Genomic DNA, 26,531 nt, shown 5'->3' with positions numbered 1-26,531 from the left:
TACTCATAGCAATATTAAGCCAAGGAGAGAATGAATGCGTATTCCAAAGCGATATCCTCATAAGCTTTGAAACGCCCTGATTTGCCGCCATGACCGGAATCCATATCGGTGTGAAGCAGCAATAGGTGATCATCACTCTTCATTTCACGCAGTTTGGCGACCCATTTTGCCGGTTCCCAATATTGAACCTGAGAGTCATGCAAACCGGTCGTGACCAGCATGTGCGGGTAATCTTGGGCTTTAACCTGATCGTATGGGCTGTATTGCTTGATATAGTCGTAATACGCCTTATCGTTTGGATTGCCCCATTCATCATATTCGCCCGTGGTCAGTGGGATTGATTCATCCAGCATCGTGGTGACCACATCAACAAATGGCACCTGTGCCACGACGCCTTTATATAATTCAGGCGCTTGATTGATCACCGCCCCCATCAGTAAACCACCTGCACTGCCGCCCATGGCAAAGACACGATTAGCATCGCCATAACCCTCAGCAACCAGCGTTTTAGTGACATCAATAAAATCGTTAAATGTATTCAACTTATTGAGTAATTTGCCATCTTCATACCATTGTTGGCCCAAATCGCCACCACCACGAATATGCGCCAGTGCGAAGACAAAACCACGGTCCAACAAACTTAACCGGCTGCCACTGAATGCAGGGTCCATGCTGCTGCCGTATGAGCCGTAGCCATAAACCAGCAGTGGGTTAGCGCCCGACACAAAATGGTCGCGGTGATAAACCAGTGAAACAGGGATTTTGACACCATCGGTTGCTGTGACCCAAATCCGTTCACTACGATACTTTTCTGGCGTGAAATTCTTCACTTCCTGCTGTTTGAGCAACTGACGCGCGCCGGTATCCATATTAAGCTCAAACATAGAGCTTGGCGTGGTCATGGATGAATAGCCGTAGCGCAGCAGTTCAGTTTCTGGTTCAGGGTTATACGCCAGCCAGGTAACATAGGTAGGGTCATCAAAAGTAATAGATTTTTCTTCACCCGTTACCCAATGTATTTGTCGCAGGTGCGTTAACCCTTCACTGCGCTCCTCCACCACCAGCCAGTCACGGAATAAGCTGAACCCCTCCAGCATGACCTCCATTCTTGGCGCAATTAGTGGCTGCCACTGGGATTCATCAGCAAGATCACTCGGCGTTTTTCCTGCTTCGGCAATTTTGTACAGCCCAAAATTTTTGCCGTCTTTACTTGAGTGCATCTCTTTATTTGAGCGGATGTAGAAATACTGCTTATAGTGATCCAAACCATATTCATGGTCTTTACGGCGCGGAGCAAACATCTGTGGTACTGGCTGAGGTTGATCAGCATCCAGCAGTAGAATTTCAGAGGTTGTGGTGCTGCTCAGGTGAATAACGATATAGCGCTCAGAGGTGGTTTTTTCCAAACCAACATAGAAGGTGTCGTCAGTTTCCTGATAAATCAGTTGATCCCCTTTAGGATCAGTGCCCACGACATGGCGGTAGACCTGATAGGGCAATAACGTTTTTTCATGTTTGCGCACGTAATAGAGAGTTTTTGAGTCATTGGCCCACTCAAAATTCCCCGAGGTGTTGCTGATAACCTCCTCGTGCCAGACATCAGTTTGCAACTGCTTTACCCAGATATCATATTGCCGACGCGATAAGAAATCCTCTGCAACCGCCAATCGTTGATTATCTGGACTGACATCCAAACCACCTAAAGTATAAAACTCGCTATCTGCGGCGCGCTGGTTGCCATCCAGTAAGGTTTCCCAAGTGCTATCAGCCCAGACCGGTTGACGTACATAAATCGCGTATTCATTGCCCGGCTCAAAACGTGTCTGATAACGATAGCCGTTACGGATATAGGGGACGGACTCTTCTTGCGGCGGAATACGGGAGACCATCTCTTGATACAAGACTTCGCGCAACGGTTGCTGCGGTTTCAACACTGCCTCAGTGAAGGCATTTTCAGCTTGCAGATAGTTCAGGACATCAGTATCTGTGCGCTCATCATCACGTAGCCAATAATAATCATCTACACGGGTATCGCCGTGCATAGTTATCGGATAAGGGCGCTTATCGGCCTTTGGAGGTGTGGTCATTAGTTGAGTTATCCATCTGTGTTCGTTAACACGAGAGTGACACGATTACCTGCTGATGCCAAGCATCAGCAGTTGCTGATAAGGCTGGTTACAGCATCAACAACGTTGCAGAATCAGCGCGTTAGCGTTGCGTAATTAACACCGAGTAAACTCAATCAAGTAAAACTGTTCCAGGCCCGGATAGATAGCCTTAATCACCTTTTTCAGTTCATCTAATGACATATTTTCTTGCTCAGCATGGCGTTCAGTCAGGGCATCCAGTGTGACTGGCGTAACCGACTTTACCTTGATATGGCAGAAAAAAACGCCATCTTCATTGCGACATACCCGCAGGATTTCCCCTGGGCGAAAATCGGATTCACTGCTATCCCGGATAGTGATCGTTTTGCGATCTACCAGAATATCCGCCTCAAAGCGGCGAAAGAAGGTGATTTCACGATTCATTTTAGATCCCTTTTCCACTTTCTGCCGGAAGTTAGTAGATTAAGCGGCTTGATTTTCTTCAGGTTTGGTTTTTTTCTCAGCCGAACTTTTTTCAGACTTGGTTTTTGGCTGCCCATCGACAGGGGCCGCAGGGCTGGCGCCTCGGAGAATTTGCCCCAATGCATCTTTATTTTCTGCCAGGAAGAAACTCAGCACTTCGCGCTGCTCTTCTTCGAGCGATAGCGGCGCTTGTGACAACCATTCAGATAAGTTGTCCGCCAAATCCAGCATTTTATCGTAGGCATCGGCTTCTTTTTTGGTTGTGAAAGTCATTTTTTCCTCACCCTGTCTTACCACGACGAATTTTATTTCAACGGCCATGAATAAATGTCCTTTTTGCTTACAGATAACTGTACATAAACACAGTATAATGTGATTTATCGGGGCGATGCAACCTCCATCGCCCCACTGTGCTTATTTTAATAACCGGGCTTTGCAGTTTTTGCCTTTAATCTTGCCTTGTTGCAGCTGCTGTAAGGCGCGTTTGGCACTGGCCTTGCGGATGGCAACATAAGCATGAACAGGGAACATGTCGATTTTACCCACATCCGCCGCGGTTAAACCGGCATCACCGGTTAATGCACCCAGAATGTCGCCGGGCCGAATTTTTGCTTTGCGCCCACCGTCGATGCATAAGGTCACCATTTCTGGCTCCAGCATGGTGTTAGCACTGCGGCTCAGCTGATCTGCTGGCGTCCATTTCAGCTTAATTTGCAGATAATCTTCAATTGCGTGAGCGCGGGTCATCTCTTGCGGTGTACACAGGCTGACGGCAAGGCCACTCATCCCTGCCCGTCCGGTACGGCCAATGCGATGTACGTGAACCTCGGGATCAAACGCCAGTTCAAAGTTAACCACCAGCTCCAAATCTTTAATATCCAGACCCCGGGCGGCAACATCTGTTGCCACCAGTACGCGGCAGCTACGATTAGCAAAGCGGACCAACACCTGATCACGGTCACGTTGCTCTAAGTCACCGTGCAACGCCAGCACACTGATGCCATGGGACTCCAAGGCTTCATAGACACTTTGGCAATCTTTTTTGGTGTTACAAAATACCACCGCAGATGCCGGCTGATAGTGGCTAAGTACCGAGATAAGCAGCGGTAACCGTTTTTCGCGAGTGGTTTCAAAGAACACCTGCTCAATGGCGGGCGCTTCATCACCATCATCCACTTCAACATTGACCGGCTGGCGCTGCACCCGCGCACTAATTTGTTCAATTCCAGCCGGATAAGTGGCGGAGAACAGCAGCGTTTGGCGCTGTGGCGGGGTGTAGGCAATCACATCGTCGATGGCATCGGTGAAACCCATGTCCAACATGCGGTCAGCTTCATCCAATACCAGAATTTTGAGATCATCAAGGACCAGTGTTTTTTTGCGTAAATGTTCCTGAATACGCCCCGGCGTACCCACCACAATATGTGGCGCATGTACCAGAGAATCCAGTTGATGGCCCATTGGCTGGCCACCACACAAGGTCAGGATTTTAATGTTCTGAGTGAAACGGGCCAGGCGACGCAACTCTTTGCTGACCTGATCGGCCAATTCGCGGGTCGGACACAGCACTAATGCTTGAGTCACAAACTCACCCACCGCAATTTTGTCTAGCAAACCAATGCCGAATGCCGCTGTTTTGCCGCTACCGGTTTTGGCCTTCGCCCGGACATCCTGCCCATTGAGGATTGCCGGCAGTGCTGCGGCTTGTACCGGTGTCATTTCGGTATAGCCAAGTTCATTAAGATTGGACAACTGCTCAGCAGGCAGTGTCAGGGAAGAGAAGGAAGTTGTGCTCACGGCAATAACTCTTATAACTGGATGGAATGGCAGCGATGGCCTGAAGGCAAGCGCAATATTTTGGCGCGATAATACCAGAAATGGCGCCATGGCCGGAACAATAGTGTAAAAACCGGCGCAAATAGCCCTGATGCGGCCCCACAACCCGCGCGCTTATCATGCCAATATTCATTCGTGGGATGTTATTCCCTCAAAATTCACCGGATAGATGCGCCAACGTGTTCTGTTCGGCTGGATACGCAATCGTTTTCGTTGCTGTTTTACTCTATACTGACGCCCATAAAATTAATTGCACGTCGAATGAATGTGTCATCTCACACAGATTAGGTATCTCACTATGCTAACAATTGGAACCGCTCTGCGCCCAGGCGCCACCCGTGTCATGCTGCTAGGCTCCGGCGAGTTGGGCAAAGAGGTGGCGATTGAATGCCAGCGACTGGGACTGGAGGTGATTGCTGTTGATCGCTACGCAGATGCACCCGCGATGCATGTCGCCCATCGCAGCCATGTGATTAACATGCTCGATGGTGTGGCGCTGAAACAGTTAGTCGAGCAAGAAAAACCACACTATATCGTGCCGGAGATTGAAGCTATCGACACCGATATGCTGGTTGAATTAGAGAAAATGGGTCAACGCGTGGTGCCCTGCGCCGAAGCGACCCACCTGACGATGAACCGTGAAGGGATCCGCCGTCTGGCAGCTGAAACGTTGCAATTACCCACCTCCAGCTACCGTTTCGCGGATACCGAGAGCGCATTTCGCCAGGCAGTGAGTGATATTGGCTATCCGTGCATTGTGAAGCCGGTGATGAGCTCTTCCGGTAAAGGGCAGAGCCTGATCCGCCATGAAGAGCAGCTTAAGACGGCGTGGGATTACGCGCAGCTTGGCGGGCGTGCTGGCGGCGGGCGGGTGATTGTCGAGGGGCTGGTGCACTTTGATTTTGAAATTACCCTGCTGACCATCAGCGCAGTTGATGGCATTCATTTCTGCGCGCCTATTGGTCACCGTCAGGAAGATGGCGATTACCGTGAATCCTGGCAACCACAGGCGATGAGTGAGGTGGCATTGGCGCGAGCGAAAGAGATAGCTTCTCAGGTGGTGACGGCGTTGAGCGGCCACGGGCTATTTGGTGTGGAGTTGTTTGTGTGTGGCGATGAGGTTATTTTCAGCGAAGTCTCACCCCGCCCACATGATACCGGTATGGTGACCCTGATTTCGCAAAATATGTCTGAATTCGCGTTACATGTTCGCGCATTTCTTGGGCTGCCAATTGGCACTATTCGCCAATATGGCGCGGCAGCATCAGCCGTTATTCTGCCTGAGTTAACCAGCCAAAATATCCATTACCACGGGCTGGAAACCGCGCTAGCGGGTGATACACAAATTCGCTTGTTTGGTAAGCCGGAGATTGCCGGTAAACGGCGCTTAGGCGTGGCGCTAGCAGTTGCTGATGATATTAGCACCGCCATTGAGGTGGCGAAACGCGCGGCAGGTGCTGTCGTGGTGAGTGGGAAGTAAATCGCTGCCCTAAGTAAAAAACCAAGGTTATTGACAAAATCGTCTGAGCGGAGAGAACGGATAGATCATCAAGACGCCGTAAATCCCTCCCTGGAGGCTCGAGCCGCGCCATCCCTGGCGCGGACGCTTGACTATTCCACCCGTCCTCACCGTTCCAAATTGAATCATCGGGGTTTGGCGGCTTAATCGGCAACTCGGCAATTACCCCTCATACTGATCTTCGATCTCATCCGCATCTGGCTCATTATCACGGCGATAATCAGACTCTTCGTGCTCATCGAAATCAGTGTCTTCAAAGATAGCCATGGCTTGTGGATCATCCTGATGCCGCTCACGGATCTCTGCGGCAACCAAGGCAATCGCCTCGCCACTGCTCATACCTTCCGACATAAATTTATGAATACGTTCGACAGCTTCTTGCTGTTCCTCATGGGAGAGTGAAGGCATACCCGCTAGCATTGATTTATCTCCTAGATATAATTGTTCAAGTATACCTGTTTATTCTGCCCTGCGGTGAATTGACTGCCCGATGCAGAACTGACGCCAACCACCGCGCAATTTATGCTAATCTCCTCCGCGGCCCAATGTTCACCAGCACCCTCTCCAGCCGAAAGAAAAGAGTAGCGACTCATGAGTGTAAAACCCCTGACCTTCACAGCATTGCCCTATCAGCCTGACGCCCTGCTCCAGCAATTTACGCCACTTGCCCATCAGGCTTGGGCCATGTTGTTGCACTCCGGATTCGCCGAGCACGCCCATAATCGTTTTGATATTTTGGTCGCCGACCCCTTGGTTACGCTCACCACGCGAGGGGAACAGACTGAAATTTCCAGCACTCAGGGGCAGACATTCTCATCCGCAGATCCATTCACGTTATTGCAGCAAGAATTGGATAAATTCGCGCCACCAATGTCACCGCATCCCGATCTGCCGTTTTTGGGCGGTGCATTGGGGCTGTTTGGTTATGATCTGGGCCGCCGAATTGAGCGGGTGCCTGCGCTGGCCGAGCAAGATATCGCCTTGCCCGATATGGCCGTTGGCTTGTATGACTGGGCACTGATTGCTGATCACCAGTTGCATCAGCTGACTCTGGTATGCCACGGTGATGCCAGGAAGCGCCTACAGTGGCTGGAACAGCAGAAGGCGAGTGACACTGTCACGCCTTTTGCACTCACCAGCCCATGGCAGGCTAATATGTCGCGCCAACAATATGGCGAAAAATTCCGCCAAATCCAGGCCTATCTGCACAGCGGTGACTGCTATCAAATCAATCTGGCGCAACGATTCAGCGCTGAATATCAGGGCGATGAGTGGCAAGCCTTTCTCGCTTTGAGCCGCAGTAATCGCGCACCTTTTTCCGCCTTTATACGTCTGCCCGACAATGCGATACTGAGCGTGTCACCTGAGCGTTTCATATGGCTGGAAAACCAGCAGATTCAGACTCGCCCAATCAAGGGCACACTGCCACGACTGACTGACCCTGAACAGGATAGCTTGCAAGCGGCACGGCTGGCGAACTCCAGCAAAGATCAGGCGGAAAACCTGATGATTGTCGATCTACTGCGCAACGATATCGGCCGGGTGGCTCAACCGGGCAGCGTGCGGGTGCCGGAGTTATTCGTGGTTGAACCTTTTCCGGCGGTGCACCATTTGGTCAGCACCATCACCGCCACACTGCCCGCAGAATGCCCGGCGACGGCACTGCTCCGCGCCTGTTTCCCCGGCGGGTCGATAACTGGCGCCCCCAAAATCCGGGCAATGGAAATTATCGAGCAGTTGGAGCCGCATCGGCGCAATGCTTACTGCGGTAACATTGGCTATATTAGTTGCTGTGGCACAATGGACACCAACATCACTATCCGCACCCTATTGACTGAAAACGGCAAAATTTACTGTTCTGCTGGCGGTGGTATTGTGGCTGATAGTCAGGAGCAGGCTGAATATCAGGAAACATTTGATAAAATCGCCCGCATTTTGCCGCAACTTGAAAATGTATCGTTTTTAAGTAGAGATAACTGATGAGTGAGAGACTCAGTGAGTGACTTGTTTGTGAATGGTGTGCATAGACCGCTTATCGGAAAAACACTGCCTGAATTTATCAGCCGCTTCCAATTACAGCTGCCGCAGCCGGGCTGTTTTTCTGCCAATAGTCGTCATGCGGCGGTATTAATCCCGATAATTTGTCGGCCAGAACCTACATTACTGTTAACCCGGCGCTCAACTCATTTACGTAAACATGCCGGTCAGGTTGCCTTCCCCGGCGGCAAAGCCGATCCAACAGATAGTTCACTGATTGAGACCGCCCTGCGGGAAGCTGAGGAGGAGGTCGCTATCCCTGCCACCGCAGTGCATGTCTTAGGGCAACTGGCACCGCTGGATAGCTCTAGCGGCTATCAGGTCACGCCGATTGTCGGTTTAGTCCCCGACAATATTGCTTTTCATGGCAATGAAGATGAGGTCGCCGGGCTATTTGAAATGCCGTTACATGAGGCGCTGAGTCTTTCCCGCTACTATTCGCTGGATATCCATCGCGGCGGAATCAATCACCGGGTCTATCTCTCTTGGTATGAACGCCAGTTTGTTTGGGGGCTGACAGCGGCGATTATCCGCCGATTGGCACAACAGGTGAGTATTTAATCTAAGCCCATACTCCAGGCATGGATACTGGGTGATCCGCTTCACAGCGTTACTCTTTAAAAAACCGAAATACAGCATAAAGCGATCCCTATCACCCCATCACATCGATTTTTACTCTATTTTCCCTGCACATCCTTTTTAAAAAAACTGTAAACTCGCCTGTCAGCGTTATGAAATACCTGTAAAATATCTTTCATCAATATAAACCACTAAATATATAAGGTTAAAAGCTGAGAGTAAAAACGCTGATATCACCCTACGCTGCTGCTAAGGGTGATAGGTAACTGTTGCGGTATTAACTTGATACGGCCAACACCAGTAGTACCCAAATTAACAGCGTTCTGTGATGGCATGACTGATATCACCATGACTTCACCTCGGTATTTGATGCGAAGTTATCTGTCGCCTGCCACAGAACGCTATACTTACTACAGATATTCTTAGCTGCCTATGCGATAAGAATAACAAGATGCGTTGTGAAGGAGTTTTAGCGTGATTAGCGTTTTTGATATGTTCAAAATTGGTATCGGTCCATCCAGCTCTCATACCGTTGGGCCAATGAAAGCTGGCAAGGAATTTGCTGATTTGCTAGTGACTCAAGGGCTGATGCCATCTGTCACGCGCGTCGCCGTGGATGTTTACGGCTCATTGTCACTGACCGGTAAAGGTCACCACACTGATATCGCGATTATTATGGGGTTGGCGGGTAACATGCCAGACACCGTTGATATCGATGGCATTCCCGCCTTTATTCGTGATGTGGAATTACGCCAAAAATTGATGCTGGCCAATGGGTTGCATGAAGTGGACTTCCCTCGTGAGGGCGGTATGGTGTTCCGCAGTGATAATCTGCCGCTGCACGAAAATGGGATGCAAATTCACGCCTTTGCCGGTGATGAGAAAGTCCTGAGCAAAACCTATTACTCCATCGGCGGTGGTTTTATCGTTGATGAAGAGCATTTTGGTAAAGCGGTGGTGAATGCCGTCAACGTGCCCTATCCGTTTAATTCTGCGGAAGAAATTCTGGCTAATTGCGAACAAACCGGTATGTCCATCTCCGGTATGGTGATGCAAAATGAGCTGGCGATGCACAGTAAAGAGGAGATTGACGCCTATTTCACCGCCATCTGGCAGACCATGCGGGCCTGTATCGATCGTGGCCTAAATACCGAGGGCGTGTTACCCGGCCCACTGCGAGTCCCTCGCCGTGCTGCTGCGTTGCGCCGCTTGCTGGTCTCCTCAGATAAACTCTCCCATGACCCAATGAACGTCATTGACTGGGTCAATATGTACGCACTGGCGGTTAACGAAGAGAATGCGGCCGGGGGTCGTGTCGTCACCGCCCCGACGAATGGCGCGTGCGGTATCGTCCCGGCAGTACTGGCCTATTACGATCACTTTATCGAGCCGGTTACCCCTGAAATCTTTATCCGCTACTTCCTCTCCTCTGGCGCTGTCGGGATTTTGTATAAGATGAACGCCTCTATTTCTGGCGCTGAAGTGGGTTGTCAGGGCGAAGTGGGGGTTGCCTGCTCCATGGCCGCCGCTGGTTTGGCCGAGTTACTGGGTGCCAGCCCGATTCAGGTCTGTATCGCCGCTGAAATTGGCATGGAGCACAATTTGGGGCTGACTTGTGATCCCGTTGCGGGCCAGGTACAAGTGCCTTGTATTGAACGCAATGCGATTGCCTCGGTAAAAGCGATTAACTCGGCACGTATGGCGATGCGCCGCACCAGTGAGCCGCGCGTCTCACTGGATAAAGTGATCGAAACCATGTTTGAGACCGGCAAAGATATGAATGCTAAATACCGCGAAACGTCCCGTGGTGGCTTGGCAATTAAAGTGCAGTGTAATTAATTTCAGAAATTGATAGCCTGCCCGATCAGTAAGGGGAGCCGAAGCTCCCCTTTTTTTAACCTTTAACTCCGTCAGTCAATTTTACTCTTCCAGCTCATTATTCAGCTTGGTAATGCGGACTAGCTCAATGCGGTAATCTGAAACCTCCATAATCTCAAAGCGCAGGTTATGCAGTTCAACCACATCGCCCACGGTTGGCATATGACCGGAGTGGGAAAGCAGCATACCGGCGAGGGAAGCATAATCAGCGGTTGGGCTCACCAGTTCCTGGCAATCCAGCGCCTGCTCCAGAGAGTGCAAATCTGCCCCCCCTTTCACCAGCCAGCTATCGCCATCAGTAACAATATCCGGCGTTTCATCTTCATCAGGGAATTCACCGGCAATGGCTTCCAGCACATCCAGCGGTGTGACCAGCCCCTGCACGACGCCAAATTCGTCATTCACCACCACTAAGCGGCCTTTTGCTTTACGCAATACACCCAGCAGATTAATCACGTCCATGGTATCAGGCACCACAATAGGTGGCGTTTCCGCAGCAAACTCACAAATTGAATCGCCGCGCTCAATGGCGACTAGCAGATCTTTAGCCCGCACTACGCCGATTATCTGATCGAGTGAGTCGCGGCACACCGGGAATAGGCTGTGTGGCGTATCAAGCAGTTGCTCACGGATCTCCGCTTGTGAACGATTACAGTCCACCCAAGAGATCTCAGTGCGTGGTGTCATCACACTGCGCATTGAACGGGATGCCAGGGTCAACACCCCGCTTATCATGTAACGCTCTTCTTCAGCAAAGGCCTCGGTCTGTATCGCCTGCTGCGGATCGCCATTTTGCGGCTCCTGCTGCTGGCGACCGCCCATTAAACGGATGATGGCTTCAGCCGTGCGTTGGCGTCTTGGTAAGCGGGACTCATGTTTGATGAAGTTACGGCGCGCAATCTGATTAAACAGCTCAATCAGGATAGAGAAGCCGATGGCCGCGTACAGGTAGCCTTTCGGAATGTGGAAACCAAAGCCTTCAGCAATCAGGCTCAGGCCAATCATCAGTAAGAAGCTGAGACAGAGCACCACGACTGTTGGATGCGCGTTCACAAACTGGGTCAGTGTTTTCGATGCCAGTAGCATCACGCCCATCGCAATCACGACCGCTGTCATCATAATTGCTAAGTCGTTGACCATCCCCACCGCCGTAATTACGGCATCCAGTGAGAAGACAGCATCGAGTACCACAATCTGCGCGACGACCGCCCAGAAGCTGGCATAACCGCGATTGGCACTGTCATCGTGCTGGTTACCCTCCAGCCGTTCATGTAGCTCGGTGGTGGCTTTAAATAGCAGGAACAGCCCCCCCACCAGCAAAATCAGATCTCGCCCTGAGAAGTTAAAACTGCCGATACTAAAGAGCGGTGTGGTCAGCGTGACCATCCAGGAGATGACCGACAACAGCCCCAGGCGCATAATCAGCGCAAGAGACAGGCCGATAATTCTGGCTTTATCCCTTTGTTTAGGTGGAAGTTTATCGGCCAAAATGGCAATAAATACCAGGTTATCAATACCCAGAACAATTTCCAACACCACCAGCGTCAGTAACCCTGCCCAAATTGAGGGGTCCATTAGAAATTCCATGTCAGACTCCGAAAATAAGAACAAGATCCAGAAGATGTGCGCACTGCAACAGACGCAGCAAAACACCGCGGTACGGTTGTCTGTATAGATACGCAGAAGGATCGGGTGAAATTATACGCAGCAAGAGTGCGTGATGGGATAACCAGATTTAGACCCACTGGCTGGGTATTAACGCTAATAAAACAGTAACTTCGGTGACAGTCCATAGGGAGAGCTGAGGCCCTTAACTCCTGACAATTAATAGAGCCGTTAACTTTATCAGGATTCTTTTTATCAGCATAGGGGGATTTATTATCTAACCCGCTATATTCCCCCATTTTATACCCCGTGTTTTTCACCGCGGCTATTTATCCGCAACTCAATGTGGCTTATCTGCCAATATTCATACAAATCACATAAATTTTAAGCATCACACACCTACTGTGATGAATGTTTTACAGATCAAACACATCAATACTGCTCATCTATGTGATTAATAATTATCCAAGTAAGCTAAATCATTCATAACATGTCCCAATAAATGAGCACCGTCACATAATTTATTTTTTCACTGACTAAAATAAATCACATCCAACAACATTGCGGTATCAACCTGAATCGATTCATTGCCGTAACGTATAAATCGCCAGCAGTGAATAGATATTGTGACTATCATAATAGATTCAATGTGTACCGAAGTGGCGTTGGTGAATACAGATTTTTCTGTTACGTGCGAGAACTCAATTCTGAGTTAACAGAGGGGGTAGCGAGTGAGTATAGCTATTATCATTGGCACACATGGGGCTGCGGCAGAACAACTGCTGAAAACAGCTGAAATGCTTATAGGCGAACAGAGTAACGTCGCTTATATCGATTTCGTCCCCGGTGAGAATGCCGAAACGTTGATTGAGAAATACAACGGTAAATTAACCGGGCTAGATACCAGCAAAGGTGTGGTATTCCTGGTTGATACTTGGGGTGGTAGTCCGTTTAATGCCGCCAGCCGCATTGCTGCCGATAAAGAGAACTATGAGGTCGTCGCCGGGATTAATATTCCGATGCTGGTTGAAACCTTTATGGCCCGTGATGATAACCCATCATTTTCCGAATTGATTGCGATTGCAGTGGAGACGGGGCGTGAGGGTGTTAGAGCGCTAAAAGCGCAGCCTAAAGCGCCCGAAACGCCACAACCTGCTCCTGCGCCGAAAGCCAAGGCTCCGGCCGTCGCTTTAGGTCCGAACGATCATATGAAGTTCGGGCTGGTGCGTATTGATGATCGCTTAATCCATGGTCAGGTCGCCACTCGCTGGACCAAAGAAACTAACGTAAGCCGCATTATTGTGGTCAGTGACGAAGTAGCCGCTGACAAAATGCGTAGCACCTTGCTCAAGCAGGTTGCCCCTCCGGGTGTCACTGCGCACGTGGTTGATGTCGAAAAAGCTATCCGCGTCTACAACAACCCGAAATATGCCAAAGATCGGGTCATGCTGCTATTTACCAACCCAACTGACGTGGTGCGTTTAGTTGAGGCTGGCGTGGACATTAAGTCAGTTAATATCGGTGGTATGGCATTCCGTCAGGGTAAAACCCAGGTGAACAATGCGGTCTCCGTCGATGAAAAAGATATTGAAGCCTTTAATAAATTAAATGCGCGCGGTATTGAACTGGAAGTTCGGAAAGTCTCTTCCGATAGCCGGCTCAAAATGATGGATTTAATTAGCAAACTTAATAAATAGCTTTACTAAAAACGACGTAGCAAGGTTATGCCCTGTTCTGTTTTGGAGCACGGTTATTTTTACTCAGCTTTTTTGGTCATAGGAGAAGTACAATGGAGATCACAACTCTTCAGATTGTGCTGATATTCATAGTTGCCTGTATTGCCGGGATGGGTTCCATTCTGGATGAGTTTCAATTCCACCGTCCCCTTGTCGCTTGTACCTTAGTCGGTCTGGTGTTGGGTGATATGAAAACCGGTATTATTATCGGTGGTACATTGGAAATGATCGCACTCGGCTGGATGAACATCGGGGCCGCAGTGGCACCTGATGCAGCTTTGGCATCAATCATTTCTACCATTCTGGTTATTGCAGGCGGTCAAGACATCGGTGCGGGTATCGCACTGGCTATTCCGCTGGCAGCCGCCGGTCAGGTATTAACCATTATCGTTCGTACCATTACCGTGGCCTTCCAGCACGCCGCCGATGGTGCCGCCGAACGTGGCAGTCTACGCGCAATCACCTGGATCCACATCTCTGCCCTGTTCTTGCAGGCGATGCGTATCGCTATCCCTGCCCTGATCGTCGCCCTGTCTGTTGGGACATCTGAAGTTCAGATGCTGCTCAGCTCGATTCCTGATGTGGTTACCAGTGGTCTGAATATCGCCGGTGGTATGATAGTCGTAGTAGGTTACGCCATGGTTATCAACATGATGCGTGCCGGCTACCTGATGCCATTCTTCTACTTAGGTTTCGTTACTGCGGCATTTACCAACTTCAACCTGGTGGCTCTGGGTGTTATTGGTGTGGTTATGGCCCTGCTTTATATCCAGCTCAGCCCGAAATACAACAAGTCTCAGGTTGTACAGTCTGGCCCGGCCAATAACGATCTTGATAACGAATTAGACTAGGAATAGGTGAGAGAAATGGTTGATACAACAACTGTGCTTGATAAAACCAGTGTTGATAAAACAACAACTGGCGAAAAGAAACTCACGCCCGCCGACATCCGCGGTGTGTTTATCCGCTCTAACCTCTTCCAAGGGTCGTGGAACTTCGAACGTATGCAGGCGCTGGGCTTCTGCTTCTCCATGGTGCCGGCGATCCGTCGTCTGTATCCAGAGAACTCAGAAGAGCGTAAGCAGGCCATCAAACGCCACCTGGAGTTCTTCAACACCCAACCCTTCGTAGCTGCCCCGATTCTGGGTGTCACGCTGGCGATGGAAGAGCAGAAAGCCAATGGTGCGGAGATTGACGACGCGGCCATTAACGGTATCAAAGTGGGCCTGATGGGGCCTCTGGCCGGTGTGGGTGACCCAATATTCTGGGGTACTGTACGTCCGGTATTGGCGGCTCTCGGTGCGGGTATCGCAATGAGCGGTAGCCTACTTGGTCCGCTGCTGTTCTTTGTGCTGTTTAACCTGGTACGTTTACTGACCCGATACTATGGCGTGGCCTACGGCTATAAAAAAGGCGTCAATATCGTCAGCGATATGGACGGCGGCCTGCTACAAAAACTGACGGAAGGGGCGTCTATCCTCGGCCTGTTTGTGATGGGGGCCTTGGTTAACAAGTGGACGCACGTCAACATACCGGTTGTGGTGTCCAAGATAACCAACCAGAATGGCGAGACCACCGTCACCACGGTGCAGACCATCTTGGATCAGTTGATGCCAGGCTTGGTGCCACTACTGTTAACCTTCGGTTGTATGTGGCTGTTACGCCGCAAAGTTAACGCACTCTGGATTATTATGGGCTTCTTCGCTATCGGTATCTTCGGCTACTGGATTGGCTTCCTGGCACCATAATTGCATCGTTAGATTGAGCTAAAACCGGGGGAAAACTCCCGGTTTTTTATTTCAGGAGTTGTTGCATGTCGGTTACCGATATCGTTTTAATTGTCTTTATTGCCCTACTTCTTGCTTATGCAATTTATGATGAATTCATCATGAATATGATGAAAGGCAAAACCCGGCTACAAGTTCACCTCAAACGTAAAAGCAAAATCGACTGCGCCATCTTTGTCGGGCTGATTGCTATCCTCATTTACAATAATGTCATGGCAAATGGTGCACCGTTAACCACTTATTTATTAGTGGGTTTAGCATTAATTGCGGTTTATATCTCTTATATCCGTTGGCCCAAACTGTTGTTTAAAAATACAGGTTTCTTCTACGCTAATGCTTTTATTGAATATAGCCGGATAAAAAGCATGAATTTATCTGAAGATGGGATCTTAGTCATTCAGTTAGAGCAGCGCCGATTACTAATCCAAGTCAGTCAATTAGATGACTTAGAAAAAATCTATAATTTTTTCATTGAAAATCAATCATAAAGCCAATTTTACTGGGAAATGAGTCTATTTCACCATTACTCAACAGATTAATTTCCCAGCAATTACCACTCCCTTCCAGACTTATTTCCACACCAACATTGATGCTTATATAGACTATTTACCAATAAAAATCCGATAATGAAAATCATTATCAACTCCAGTTATTTGCCATATTATTCTTGGGGTTGTCGATATAATAATTTATATGTTAAGGTTGCGCCGTTCATGGGGAGTAGCCGGTTTCTATTCGTTCTATTTTTAATAGCTCGATACACAGAAACGCCCGTATCAACATACTCGTTTCATCTATTGAAACGTGGTGCGGGCAGCCAGGTAAGGTTGGCGAGACCATAGACACGTAGCTCCGTCGTTAGGTTGGGGGTGGGTTACGTGTATATGGAGCCGCCCGGCCGAGTTTATTTCTATGAATCTATCTGCAACACTTATTCTTGCTTTTGCTATGTCGATGGATGCATTTGCTGCATCTATTGGTAAAGGCGCCAGTCTGCACAAACCCCGTTTTAGAGAAGCACTGCGTACCGGCCTAATATTTGGCGTGATCGAAGCTATTACCCCACTGATTGGTTGGTGTATCGGCTTGTTCGCCAGTCAATATATACTGGAGTGGGATCACTGGATTGCTTTCAGCCTGCTGTTTATTCTCGGTTCTCGCATGATCTTTGAAGGCGCGAAACAGCAAGTCGAAGAGACCGAAAAAATGCGCAGCCACAGCTTTTGGGTGCTGGTGATGACCGCCATTGCCACCAGCCTTGATGCCATGGCAATTGGTGTCGGCCTGGCATTCTTGCAAGTGAACATTGTTCACACCGCCATGGCGATTGGATTAGCCACCATGATCATGGCCACCCTCGGTATGCTGATTGGCCGCTACATTGGCCCACTATTGGGTAAACGTGCTGAAATCATTGGTGGGATAGTGCTAATTGGCATCGGCTTTAATATTCTGTATGAGCATATCTACGCGCTAGCCTAACAGGGCATCGCCCTTTTATTCTCGGCCTAAAATAAAGCTGGCACCAAAAAGAAACCCCGCACTGAACTGACCTGATAAAGGAAAGGGTGCGGGGTTTTTATTTCGCGAATGCCAGTCAACTAAGCGGGCATCAACTTAGTGATCAGAAATCCATTGAGACTGACAATTTCAATGCGCGCGGATCACCCTGATAGATGTAAGTACCGCTATCTTCAACTGATTCCCAGTAGCGCTCGTTGGTCACGTTCTCAACGTTTGCACGCCAGGTCAGGTTGGTATCCTTCATTGGCATGGTGTAACGCACGCCCAGATCCAAGCGGGTCCATGGTTTCAGTTTTAAGGTGTTGGCTTCGTTAGCATACTGAGAACCTGACCGCACCACTGTGCCCGTGGCTGTCAGCCCTTCAACGGCTGGAATATCATATTCACCACCAAACACTAACTGATAACGGGCCACACCAATGGCATCATTACCATTGTTTGCTCCATTCTGTGTTTTAGTCAGCTTAGGATCCAACCAAGTGGCACTCCCTAGCAGACGAGTACCAAACACCGGCTCACCAAAGACATTCAGCTCAATGCCGCGGTTACGCTGTTCGCCATAGAAACCATATAGGTTAGTAGAGGGATCAACATTGCCTGTTGGTCGGGTGATCTCAAACAGTGCCAAGGTGCCGCCGTAGCGCTGGTTATCAAATTTCACGCCAATTTCATTCTGTTTTGAATGAATAATGCCCGGAATTTGGCCTTTATTAGCCACAGGCGTTGTAACACCACTCGCATTACTGTAGGTAGACGGTGCAGCTTTGCCCGGCCCTAATGCTTCGATATGGTTAGCATACAGCGATACTTTTTCCCAAGGCTTCACCATGATGCCGTAAATCGGCGTGACCTTCATTTCATCCAGTGACCCAGCACTATTAGGAACACCACTGTCAAAGTTACGGATGGTCACTTCCTGACGACGTAGCCCCAGCATCACCAACACTTTGTCATCCATCATCGATAAGGTATCAGATAATGAAAGCCCCGAGGCCCGTACTTGGCTATTTAGGGTTGGATCCTGATTGGTACTGCCCATAGTCGTTGGAGGGAAGCCAACCACACCGGGATTGTAAATATTAGTATTTTCTGGGTTCGACATATTCCAAGCAGACTTAGCGGTACGATAGTTAGCCGCATAACCCAGGTTCACTTTATGAGTGATAAAACCGGTATCAAAGTGACCACGGATCCCACCCAGACCAGCCACAGAATCGGCCACATAAGGGACATACAAACGAGAAATAGTGGCATCGCCATTATTAGCACTCGTTAGGGTTGGCGAACCATATTGCCCAGTTTCTTCATTACGGCTGGCACCAATAGAGCCATAAACCGTCCAGTCTTGGCTGACATCATACTCGCTACGCAGCATACCGAAGGTGGTTTCCATATCGGTATAAACCCAAGATTGGCCATAGTTCAGTGTCGTTGATGGCGGTTCTGGGATCACCGTAGCACCACCAATGGCAACATCGGTACGCATATGATGAATAGTTTGCTTTTGGTAGCCCACATCCAATGAGGTACGAGCGCGATCACCGCGATAATCAAGACCGGTAGACACTGCGGTCAAACGATTCTTTTCATCTTTAATGGCGGTTTCGCCTTCACGGTGCAATACATTCACCCGAACACCAAATTGATCATCATCACCGTAACGACGGCCCACATCCAAGGCCCCCCCCACTTGTGACGAGGAACCATAATCTACAGTGACGCGAGTCAATGGGGTATCACCAGCGCGTTTAGGTTCCAGATTAATCATCCCACCAACACCACTACCACTGGGTGAAATACCATTAATAAAGGCATTCGCACCTTTAAATACCTCGACCCGCTCAACCATGCTGGTAGAGACAATCTGACGTGGTAACACACCGAATAAGCCGCCAAATGAGATATCATCACCATCGAGGTTGTAACCACGAATGCGGTAATTTTGTGATGGGTTGCCATAACCACGCACATTCTGCACCGAAGCATCATTTCTAACCACGTCCGCAACTGTCGCCGCTTGCTGATCTTCGATCATTTTCGAGGTATAGCTAATCACGTTAAATGGCACATTACGGGCATCTTGCTGCCCGAGGAAGCCAATGCGGCCACCATTCGCCACCTGCCCGTCCAGATAGGTTGGGATTAAGTCATTACCGCCAGCGCGGAATGTATCCTGCGTCCCGACGACTGTGATGGTGTCAGTTTTTTTACTCTCATCACTCTTAGCCATATCCGCTGTGGCACTGGTTTTTTTAACGCCGTCAGCCGCGCTATCTGTGGTGGTTGCCGCCCATGCAGATGCCGATAATGTGCCAAGTGCTGCCCCGATCATCACGCATAAAAGACGCGGTGCCAGCCGTTTCTGATGCGCGCGGGTGGAGATTGATTGATTCATTGTGTTGATGCCCCTGAAGTTTGCAAATCTGTTAGCAATGCGAATGATTATTATAAGGATTCAGAATTATCCGCATAACACCTGTCGATGCAAGCATTTCTGCGCTTCATGGCAGATATTTTTTGGGTCGTAAAAGAATCAGAGTCATTATGTGAAATAGATGATCGCGCTTAGTAACGCCACTACTCGCTGATATGGAAGGAAATTAAAGTAAAATTACGTCTAAAATCTAATTAATCAGAACTGAAATTAATTAATCCTCCCTACTTAAGTCAATATTTGTATACTTCCAATTTGGATTTACCCCTATTATCTCTAGGGTGAAACATTATTATTCACGCCATCTTAATTTAATAGGAAAGTCGCCTGAAGCCTTACTGCCAAAGGCTTTACACCTCAGCCCCGCTGACTGAGATGATATATCCGCCCCCACCCTTGCCTTATTAATTATTTATAGAGATAAAAATCTTATTACCTACTTTTGCTAGTTGGCGATAAACTGGCGCATCACTTTTATCGCGGTAACAGATTAAAGCTTCTGGCTATAGTTCTGCTCAGCCACAGTGTGCTGAATAAAAATTCAAGGAAATACCGATATGGCTCTGCATCCAGCATCATTTGACGATCACATTTTCCGGCTATTGATTGAAGCCGTAGATGATTACGCCATATACATTATTGATGCCCAAGGATATATCCTGACCTGGAACAGCGGCGCAGAACGCAATACCGGCTATGGCGCTGAAGAGATCATTGGCCAATCTTTCGAACTGTTTTATACCCCAGAAGATTTGGCTGGGCAGCTACCAATCAAAGGGCTACAGCACGCCAATCAGTTTGGTCACTATGAAACTCAGGGCTGGCGAGTCCGTAAGAATGGCAAACGCTTTTGGGGCAATCTCACCCTCAACGCACTGCATGATGCAGATAATAATCTGCAAGGTTTTGTGCATGTGACCCGTGATCTAACTGATAAGTGGCAGCGAGAAAACGCCCTGCGTAAAAGTGAAGAGCTGTTTCGCCACCTGATCAGTGAAGTCGAAGATTATGCTATCTACATGATAGATACCCATGGACGTATTCTTACCTGGAATAAGGGCGGGGAGCGCAACGAGGGTTATACCAGCGATGAGATCATTGGTGAGCACTTTGCGCTGCTGTTTACTCAGGAAGATATCTCTGCTGGCCTGCCGGAAAAATCTCTCGCCAAAGCCACCGCGGAGGGTAATTTCCAGAGCGAAGGTTGGCATGTGCGCAAAAATGGTATCCGCTACTGGGCGAGTGTGGCGATTAACCCGATGCATGATGACAGCGGAAAGTTATTGGGTTTTACCAAAATTGTCCGCGACCTGACAGAGCGCCGCCAGCGGGAAGAGGCATTGCGCATCAGCGAGGAGCGTTTTCGCCTCATGGTTGATACCGTTGAAGATTACGCAATTTTAATGCTTGACCCATGGGGGCGAGTCAACACCTGGAACCACGGCGCAGAACGCAATATCGGCTATGCCAGTAATGAGATAATCGCCCAGCATTTTGGCTGTTTTTTCTTACCTGAAGATATCGCGGCGGGTCTGCCAGAAAAACTGCTGAAAACCGCCGCAGCCACTGGCCGCATGGAGCGTGAAGGCTGGCTGGTTCGCAAAGATATGACCCGTTTTTGGGCGGTCACCGTCATTACCGTGGTCCATGATCACAGTGGAAAACTGCTGGGTTATGCCAAAATAATCCGTGATATGAGTGAGCGAAAACAACGCGAAGATGCGCTGCGTGCCAGTGAAGTTGCTCGCTATGAGGAGCGTGAGCAGTTGCATCGGGTGCTGTCATCTATTCAGGAGGGAATTATTTCTCTCGATTGTGAAGGCCGCGTCGTATTAATGAATCCTAAAGCCGAAGAGATGACCGGGCGTAGCCAGAATGAGTCCTGCGGCCTGCCGATTGAAGAGGTCTTTATTTTATGGTCTCCGCTACAGGATAAAAATCATCTGCTGGCCTTTAACCAGTGCTTGAATGAGGGGCGCCATACCTTATTGCCGGAGGGGAGTCAGCTACTTTCGAGTCAGGGCGAACGACAAGAGATTCGCTGTTCGGCCTCACCAATCCGCGATCGTGACAACCAACTCACTGGCGCCGTGGTGGTATTCCAGGATGTGACTCGAGCACGCCATGAACAGCGCGAACTGCAATATCAGGCGAACCATGACATGTTGACCGGCCTCATTAATCGGCGGCGATTAGAAGAGCGGCTAACCCATGCCATCAGCCAATTGGGCGAGAGTGAACAGCATATTCTCTGTTATGTCGATTTAGATTATTTCAAAGAAGTGAATGATACCGCGGGTCATGAGGCGGGCGATATGGTATTGCGCATGGTGGCCCAAACCATGCAGCAAGCAGTACGTGAAAATGACATCGTGGCCCGCTTAGGTGGCGATGAATTTGCTATCGTACTATTTAATTGCAAAAACAAACCCGCAACGGACATTCTGGAGCAGGTCGTCGCCGATATTGCTGCCATTCAGTTCCATTGGCGCGGTCAATCCTATGCCTTCACTGCAAGTTTGGGCGCTGTTCCATTGATCCGACAAGTTGAAACCGCCGCGCAAGCCATGCGTCAGGCAGATATCGCCTGTTACGCGGCAAAACACGCGGGTCGTAACCGGTTATCGTTCGCACTCTAAGCGCCCTATTCCCCTGGGGGCATCAACCGCCCCCTAACACCTGAACACACACGAAAGCCATATTTTGTACAAGGTTATTTTCATCCTCCTGCCAGCAATTAGACGCCGGTCAAAATATGCATTCCTCCAGTGTGATATATAAGCAATATCTTTTGATCAATTGGAAAAATAGCTATGCCGTACTTCACGGTCAGTGTTGTTTTGCATAATGCAGTGGAAGGCGATTATGAGGTACTGAATAAGAAAATGAGTGACGCGGGATTTACCCGTCTCATTGGCAGGGAGAAGATATATAAATTACCTGAAGGAGAGTTCAATTACGGAAGTGGCACATTAAACAAGCAAGAAGTGGCTGATTTAGCACTGAAAATTGCTGAAGAGATAAGGTTTATCCCCTCAATATTAGTGACTGAATCTGGTGGGCGAACCTGGCGAAACCTGGATCTAAAATAGCCCATGATATTTTAAATATAAAAGACCACAAATTTGACTTAAGTTAATTTCTGACGCTACACCAGGGTATTTCTCTACTGTTATATATTAAAAAAACAATATCATTTTTATAAGTGATCTGGCATGAGGCTATATTGCGCCTTTAAATAGTCAACATGAATGGCGATAAGTTAAATATGATTCTCGGCCCAAACGCAGTCAGGCCGAGCTGCAATAGCCTATTTACTCGCCATCACTCTCAGCGACTAGAGTTTCAGCGGCAGACACTTCCGCTTTGCGACGATGTAGCGCGATAACGAAATCTGTTTCGCAGATAAATGTGCGGCGTGCCGCCAGCTCCTGCCCCGTTTCGATGGAGGCGCGCCAGGCAAATGGGGTCATCTGCAATAAGTTAAAACCCTGCTTACCACTTAGCTTCATTTCATAGCCCAGCGTTTCACGGCTGACCAATTCAAAACCCTCCAGGGACTCTTCTGTATCATCGTGTAGCTGTACTTCAGCATAAATCAGCGCTTTTAACTGATAGAGATGGCGCGGCCCAGGTGCGACAGTGACCACAATACCGCCGGGTTTCACGGTGCGCGCCAACTCGCTCGCTTTGCAGGGGGCATAAATACGTAATACCGCATCAAGAGAGCCATTGGCAAAGGGCAATCTGTGGCTGGAGGCCACACAGAAACTCACTTGTTGATAGCGTTTGGCACCATATCTGATGGCCACTTTTGCCACGTCTAATCCAAAAACAGAGATCTGGCGCTGCCGATTTAGCTGTTCGGCCACCGCAGCGGTGTAATAGCCTTCACCACAACCAATATCAAGTAACATGGCCGCATCCAGCGGTAATGCCGAATCCAGAATTTCACACACCCGCTGCTGCAAAGGCTGATAATAGCCCGCATCAAGAAATGCCCGCCGCGCCTGCATCATCTCTGGACTATCGCCCGGTTGTTTCGAACCTTTATGCTGCACCGGCATTAAATTGACGTAACCCTCTTTGGCGCAATCAAACTGATGGTTATTGCTGCAACGCCACTGTTGCGGGCTTGGTAGCAAGGCCTGATGACAAAGGGGGCACTGATAAGACATGGTTGAGTTCCAGATAACAGATGATTAACCGCCAGAATCACCGGCAGAGGCAACGTTAGTCTAAAGAAGCAGTTCTACGGTTGCAAGCCACTGTTTCGCCGTAGATCCGCAATATCAGCTATGTCGGGCAACACCGGTGGGAATGGCATCAGGTTCAACATTCATGGTGCGCAATATTTGCCCCATAATATCGCTGAATACTGGGGCGGAGACCGCGCCACCATAGTATTTGCCCCCCTGTGGATTGTTAATCACCACCACTAAAGCAAAACGGGGCTGACTGGCTGGCGCGACACCCGCCGTATAAGCCACATATTTATCAATATACTGGCCGTTTGGCCCAATCTTTTTGGCAGTACCGGTCTTAATCGCGACCCGATACCCTCTCACTGCCGCTTTCGTCCCGCCCCCACCGGGCAAGGCTACACTCTCCATCATATGTTCAACCTGCCGCACCTCACTTTCCGGGAATACACGCAGCCCCAGCACCGGCGGATCAACCTTGGTTATCGACAGTGGTCGATAAATACCAAAACTGCCGATGGTGGCGTACACTCGGGCTAATTGTAGTGGTGTCACCATCAAGCCGTAACCGAAGGAGAAGGTCGCGCGGTCCAGATCACTCCAGCGCTGTCGATGTGGCATTAATCCACTGCTTTCACCGGTTAGCCCTAACCGGGTTGGCTTTCCCAAGCCAAATAAGGAGTAGGTCTCCATCAACGCGGATGCGGGCATCGCCAACGCCAGCCGTGACACGCCGACATCACTCGATTTCTGCAATACACCCGTCAGTGACAGCGCGGGGTAGAAGCCCACGTCTTTGATTTGATGGCCGCTTAAGGTGTAGGGGTGAGTATCCAGCACCGTGTCCGGTTTGACCAAATGGCGCTGTAATGCCGTCATAACCACCATCGGTTTGACTGTTGAACCCGGCTCAAAAATATCGCTAATGGCCCGATTGCGAAAGTTCTCTTCCGGGGTAGCGGCGCGGTTATTGGGGTTAAAGGTCGGGTAGTTAGCCATTGCCAAAACCTCCCCGGTATTCACATCAATAACCACTGCAGAACCGGAATCCGCTTTATTGAACATCACCGCATTGGTCAGCGCATGTGAGGTTTCCGCTTGCAAGCGCTCATCAATACTGAGTTCTACCGACTGCCCCGGATGGCTATCAGTCGAAGAGATATCCTCAATCACTCGGCCAAAACGATCTTTGCGCACCACCCGACTGCCCGCAGTGCCACTCAGTAGCGAATTGAAACTCTTCTCTACACCTTCAATACCTTGATCATCAATATTGGTAAAACCAACCAGATTAGCAGCAATATCACCAGAGGGATAAAAGCGCCTTGATTCCACTTTGGTTGCTATGCCGGGTAACTTCAGCCGCTGAATGTATTCGGCCACATTCGGCTCAACTTGTCTGGCGAGATAGATAAAACGCGCATTAGGGGTTTGCGCTATGCGGCTGCTCACCTGGTTCAGTGGCATATCGAGCGCTTGTGCCAATGCCTGCCAGCGATCGGAAACCGTGACGCCACCTCTCTCCAGCACTGTTTGGGGATCAGCCCAGACCGCAGCGACCGGAACACTGACCGCCAGTGGATGCTCATGGCGATCAGTAATCATGCCGCGCGTATTCGGTGTCACCACCACGCGCACTGAACGCATATCCTCCTCTTTGACCAAAGGATCAGGCTCAATAATTTGCAGCCAGGCAACTCGGGCAATCAGCCCCAAAAATGCCAATAAAATACAACCGCACAATAAGCCGAAACGCCAACGAATAAAATTATTACTGTCATTTTTTGGTCTAGAAATCATTGAGTTAGGCCTTGAGTGCTAACCTAGAGTAGAGCTGCCATTAGACCCTATCCGCTGTGCGACAGGCGCAAAAACAGTGATACAAGATGCATTATTTTGCAACAATTCGCTAACGAACCTCGATAAGAAAAGGCGACTAGTCATTCAATTCAAAAGCGGTTTACACTGTGTGGCGTACTTTTCCTTATTAGGTAAGCTCTATGATCGATTTCTCACCCCAGTTGAGTCGGATCCCCACTATCTGCCACGGGTTTGGCAATAAATTAGCGCTATTACCTGACAGCCTCCAACCTTATCGGGCATCACAACCCAATAAAAAACAGGTACATGGCACCAGAATTGTCGATGTGACAGAGCCAGGGCAAGAGTGTGGCGAAGCTGATGGCCTCTATACCACCCAAGCAGGCATTTTATTAACGGTATTGACGGCGGATTGCCTGCCGGTCATTTTCAGTCATCGGCAAGGGAAAGGCATTGCGGTGGTCCATGCTGGCTGGCGTGGGTTGTTAGATGGCATTATCTTAAAGATGGTTGAACGTATTGCCCGCGATGACGATCCGGCTAATTGGCTGGCCGCCATTGGCCCAGCGGCGCGCTCCTGCTGTTATGAGGTCAATGAGGGGTTGGTTGAACAATTTGTTAACCGATTACCGCTGGCAAAAAATATTATTTCTCCCCGCTTTCGTCACCTCAATTTGGCGGCCATCGCTGAGCACCAACTGCGTGGAGCGGGAATTCATCAGGTCGACCGGGTCGGCGGTTGTACTATATGCACCACAACACCTGAATGCACCACAGCACCTGACGAATCGGATGCCAATAAGCATCATTTCAAGTACACCAGTTTTCGCCGCACCAGCCAGCAACAGGCTATTGACCCTACCCACCCCGGCATTAAAGGCCGCAATCACTATTCCGGCTTAATCATCCTGGCTGAATAACCTGATTCGATTTGTGGTACCAACAAACCGGGATAGGGGCTGATCTCACAACCAGCCTCCTCCCACACCACCGTACATACGGG

At 49.4% G+C, this 26,531-nt stretch carries 21 protein-coding genes and 1 riboswitch; of the genes, 12 read left to right on the top strand and 9 right to left on the bottom strand.

The window, feature by feature from the left end:
* Nucleotides 1-14: 14 nt before the first annotated feature.
* From AACW11_RS03965 to dbpA, 4 genes are all read right to left on the bottom strand, one after another.
* Complete coding sequence (locus AACW11_RS03965; protein WP_212586052.1) at nt 15-2,087, bottom strand: S9 family peptidase; 2,073 nt, start codon at nt 2,085-2,087, stop codon at nt 15-17.
* Between the two features lie 135 nt (nt 2,088-2,222).
* Nucleotides 2,223-2,531, bottom strand: coding sequence for a N(4)-acetylcytidine aminohydrolase (yqfB, locus tag AACW11_RS03960; protein ID WP_212586051.1), 309 nt, complete (start codon nt 2,529-2,531; stop codon nt 2,223-2,225).
* Between the two features lie 39 nt (nt 2,532-2,570).
* Nucleotides 2,571-2,891, bottom strand: a complete 321-nt coding sequence (locus AACW11_RS03955; protein ID WP_212586050.1) for a YebG family protein — start codon at nt 2,889-2,891, stop codon at nt 2,571-2,573.
* 93 nt (nt 2,892-2,984) lie between these two features.
* Nucleotides 2,985-4,367, bottom strand: coding sequence for an ATP-dependent RNA helicase DbpA (gene dbpA, locus AACW11_RS03950; RefSeq protein ID WP_212586049.1), 1,383 nt, complete (start codon nt 4,365-4,367; stop codon nt 2,985-2,987).
* A 337-nt stretch (nt 4,368-4,704) separates the two neighbouring features.
* On the opposite strand from dbpA, the gene purT reads away from it, so the two are divergent.
* Nucleotides 4,705-5,886, top strand: coding sequence for a formate-dependent phosphoribosylglycinamide formyltransferase (purT, locus tag AACW11_RS03945; RefSeq protein WP_212586048.1), 1,182 nt, complete (start codon nt 4,705-4,707; stop codon nt 5,884-5,886).
* A gap of 201 nt (nt 5,887-6,087) precedes the next feature.
* On the opposite strand, the gene AACW11_RS03940 is transcribed toward purT, so the two are convergent.
* Nucleotides 6,088-6,345 carry a YoaH family protein gene (locus AACW11_RS03940; RefSeq protein WP_212586047.1) on the bottom strand — a complete coding sequence of 86 codons (258 nt, stop codon included), beginning with the start codon at nt 6,343-6,345 and terminating at the stop codon, nt 6,088-6,090.
* Between the two features lie 171 nt (nt 6,346-6,516).
* Here AACW11_RS03940 and pabB point away from each other — a divergent pair, with 171 nt between their 5' ends.
* The 3 genes from pabB to AACW11_RS03925 all read left to right on the top strand — a co-directional run bounded on the left by pabB (nt 6,517) and on the right by AACW11_RS03925 (nt 10,380).
* Nucleotides 6,517-7,905, top strand: coding sequence for an aminodeoxychorismate synthase component 1 (gene pabB, locus AACW11_RS03935; RefSeq protein WP_212586046.1), 1,389 nt, complete (start codon nt 6,517-6,519; stop codon nt 7,903-7,905).
* Nucleotides 7,906-7,908: 3 nt separating this feature from the next.
* A complete protein-coding gene (locus tag AACW11_RS03930) occupies nt 7,909-8,523 on the top strand; it encodes a CoA pyrophosphatase (RefSeq protein ID WP_445285798.1) in 615 nt (204 codons plus the stop codon).
* 492 nt (nt 8,524-9,015) lie between these two features.
* Entirely contained in the window at nt 9,016-10,380 is a 1,365-nt protein-coding gene (locus AACW11_RS03925) for an L-serine ammonia-lyase (RefSeq protein WP_212586045.1), read from the top strand.
* Nucleotides 10,381-10,461: 81 nt separating this feature from the next.
* Here AACW11_RS03925 and AACW11_RS03920 read toward each other — a convergent pair whose 3' ends face one another.
* A complete protein-coding gene (locus AACW11_RS03920) occupies nt 10,462-12,006 on the bottom strand; it encodes a TerC family protein (RefSeq protein ID WP_212586044.1) in 1,545 nt (514 codons plus the stop codon).
* A 749-nt stretch (nt 12,007-12,755) separates the two neighbouring features.
* Here AACW11_RS03920 and manX point away from each other — a divergent pair.
* From manX to mntP, 5 genes are all read left to right on the top strand, one after another.
* Nucleotides 12,756-13,721, top strand: coding sequence for a PTS mannose transporter subunit IIAB (gene manX, locus AACW11_RS03915; RefSeq protein ID WP_212586043.1), 966 nt, complete (start codon nt 12,756-12,758; stop codon nt 13,719-13,721).
* Between the two features lie 92 nt (nt 13,722-13,813).
* Nucleotides 13,814-14,611, top strand: coding sequence for a PTS mannose/fructose/sorbose transporter subunit IIC (locus AACW11_RS03910; RefSeq protein ID WP_032814988.1), 798 nt, complete (start codon nt 13,814-13,816; stop codon nt 14,609-14,611).
* A 15-nt stretch (nt 14,612-14,626) separates the two neighbouring features.
* Nucleotides 14,627-15,508, top strand: a complete 882-nt coding sequence (locus AACW11_RS03905) for a PTS mannose transporter subunit IID (RefSeq protein WP_005272512.1) — start codon at nt 14,627-14,629, stop codon at nt 15,506-15,508.
* Between the two features lie 65 nt (nt 15,509-15,573).
* Nucleotides 15,574-16,035 (top strand): DUF986 family protein, encoded by a 462-nt coding sequence (locus AACW11_RS03900; protein ID WP_212586042.1) that lies wholly within the window; start codon nt 15,574-15,576, stop codon nt 16,033-16,035.
* Nucleotides 16,036-16,250: 215 nt separating this feature from the next.
* A riboswitch (yybP-ykoY riboswitch) is annotated at nt 16,251-16,449 on the top strand.
* Nucleotides 16,450-16,459: 10 nt separating this feature from the next.
* On the top strand, nt 16,460-17,029 hold the full coding sequence (gene mntP / locus AACW11_RS03895; protein ID WP_212586041.1) for a manganese efflux pump MntP: 570 nt from the start codon (nt 16,460-16,462) through the stop codon (nt 17,027-17,029).
* 142 nt (nt 17,030-17,171) lie between these two features.
* Here mntP and AACW11_RS03890 read toward each other — a convergent pair whose 3' ends face one another.
* On the bottom strand, nt 17,172-19,466 hold the full coding sequence (locus AACW11_RS03890; RefSeq protein WP_212586040.1) for a TonB-dependent receptor: 2,295 nt from the start codon (nt 19,464-19,466) through the stop codon (nt 17,172-17,174).
* A gap of 596 nt (nt 19,467-20,062) precedes the next feature.
* On the opposite strand from AACW11_RS03890, the gene AACW11_RS03885 reads away from it, so the two are divergent.
* Together AACW11_RS03885 and AACW11_RS03880 are read left to right on the top strand one after the other, a co-directional pair.
* A complete protein-coding gene (locus AACW11_RS03885) occupies nt 20,063-22,144 on the top strand; it encodes a PAS domain S-box protein (protein WP_212586039.1) in 2,082 nt (693 codons plus the stop codon).
* A gap of 174 nt (nt 22,145-22,318) precedes the next feature.
* Nucleotides 22,319-22,597: a hypothetical protein gene (locus tag AACW11_RS03880; protein WP_032897046.1), complete on the top strand. Its 279-nt coding sequence runs from the start codon at nt 22,319-22,321 to the stop codon at nt 22,595-22,597.
* Nucleotides 22,598-22,819: 222 nt separating this feature from the next.
* Here the strand turns inward: AACW11_RS03880 and rlmA are convergent, their stop codons facing one another.
* Nucleotides 22,820-23,683 carry a 23S rRNA (guanine(745)-N(1))-methyltransferase gene (gene rlmA / locus AACW11_RS03875; protein WP_212586038.1) on the bottom strand — a complete coding sequence of 288 codons (864 nt, stop codon included), beginning with the start codon at nt 23,681-23,683 and terminating at the stop codon, nt 22,820-22,822.
* Nucleotides 23,684-23,797: 114 nt separating this feature from the next.
* The gene (gene ftsI, locus AACW11_RS03870; RefSeq protein ID WP_212586037.1) at nt 23,798-25,507 is read right to left on the bottom strand and encodes a peptidoglycan glycosyltransferase FtsI; all 1,710 of its coding nucleotides are present in this window, start codon (nt 25,505-25,507) and stop codon (nt 23,798-23,800) included.
* Between the two features lie 200 nt (nt 25,508-25,707).
* Here ftsI and pgeF point away from each other — a divergent pair, with 200 nt between their 5' ends.
* A complete protein-coding gene (gene pgeF, locus AACW11_RS03865; RefSeq protein WP_212586036.1) occupies nt 25,708-26,448 on the top strand; it encodes a peptidoglycan editing factor PgeF in 741 nt (246 codons plus the stop codon).
* Nucleotides 26,449-26,531: the final 83 nt, after the last annotated feature.

Source organism: Yersinia sp. Marseille-Q3913 (assembly GCF_963892745.1).
Taxonomy (GTDB): domain Bacteria; phylum Pseudomonadota; class Gammaproteobacteria; order Enterobacterales; family Enterobacteriaceae; genus Yersinia; species Yersinia bercovieri.
This window is presented reverse-complemented; position numbering and strand designations above follow the sequence as displayed.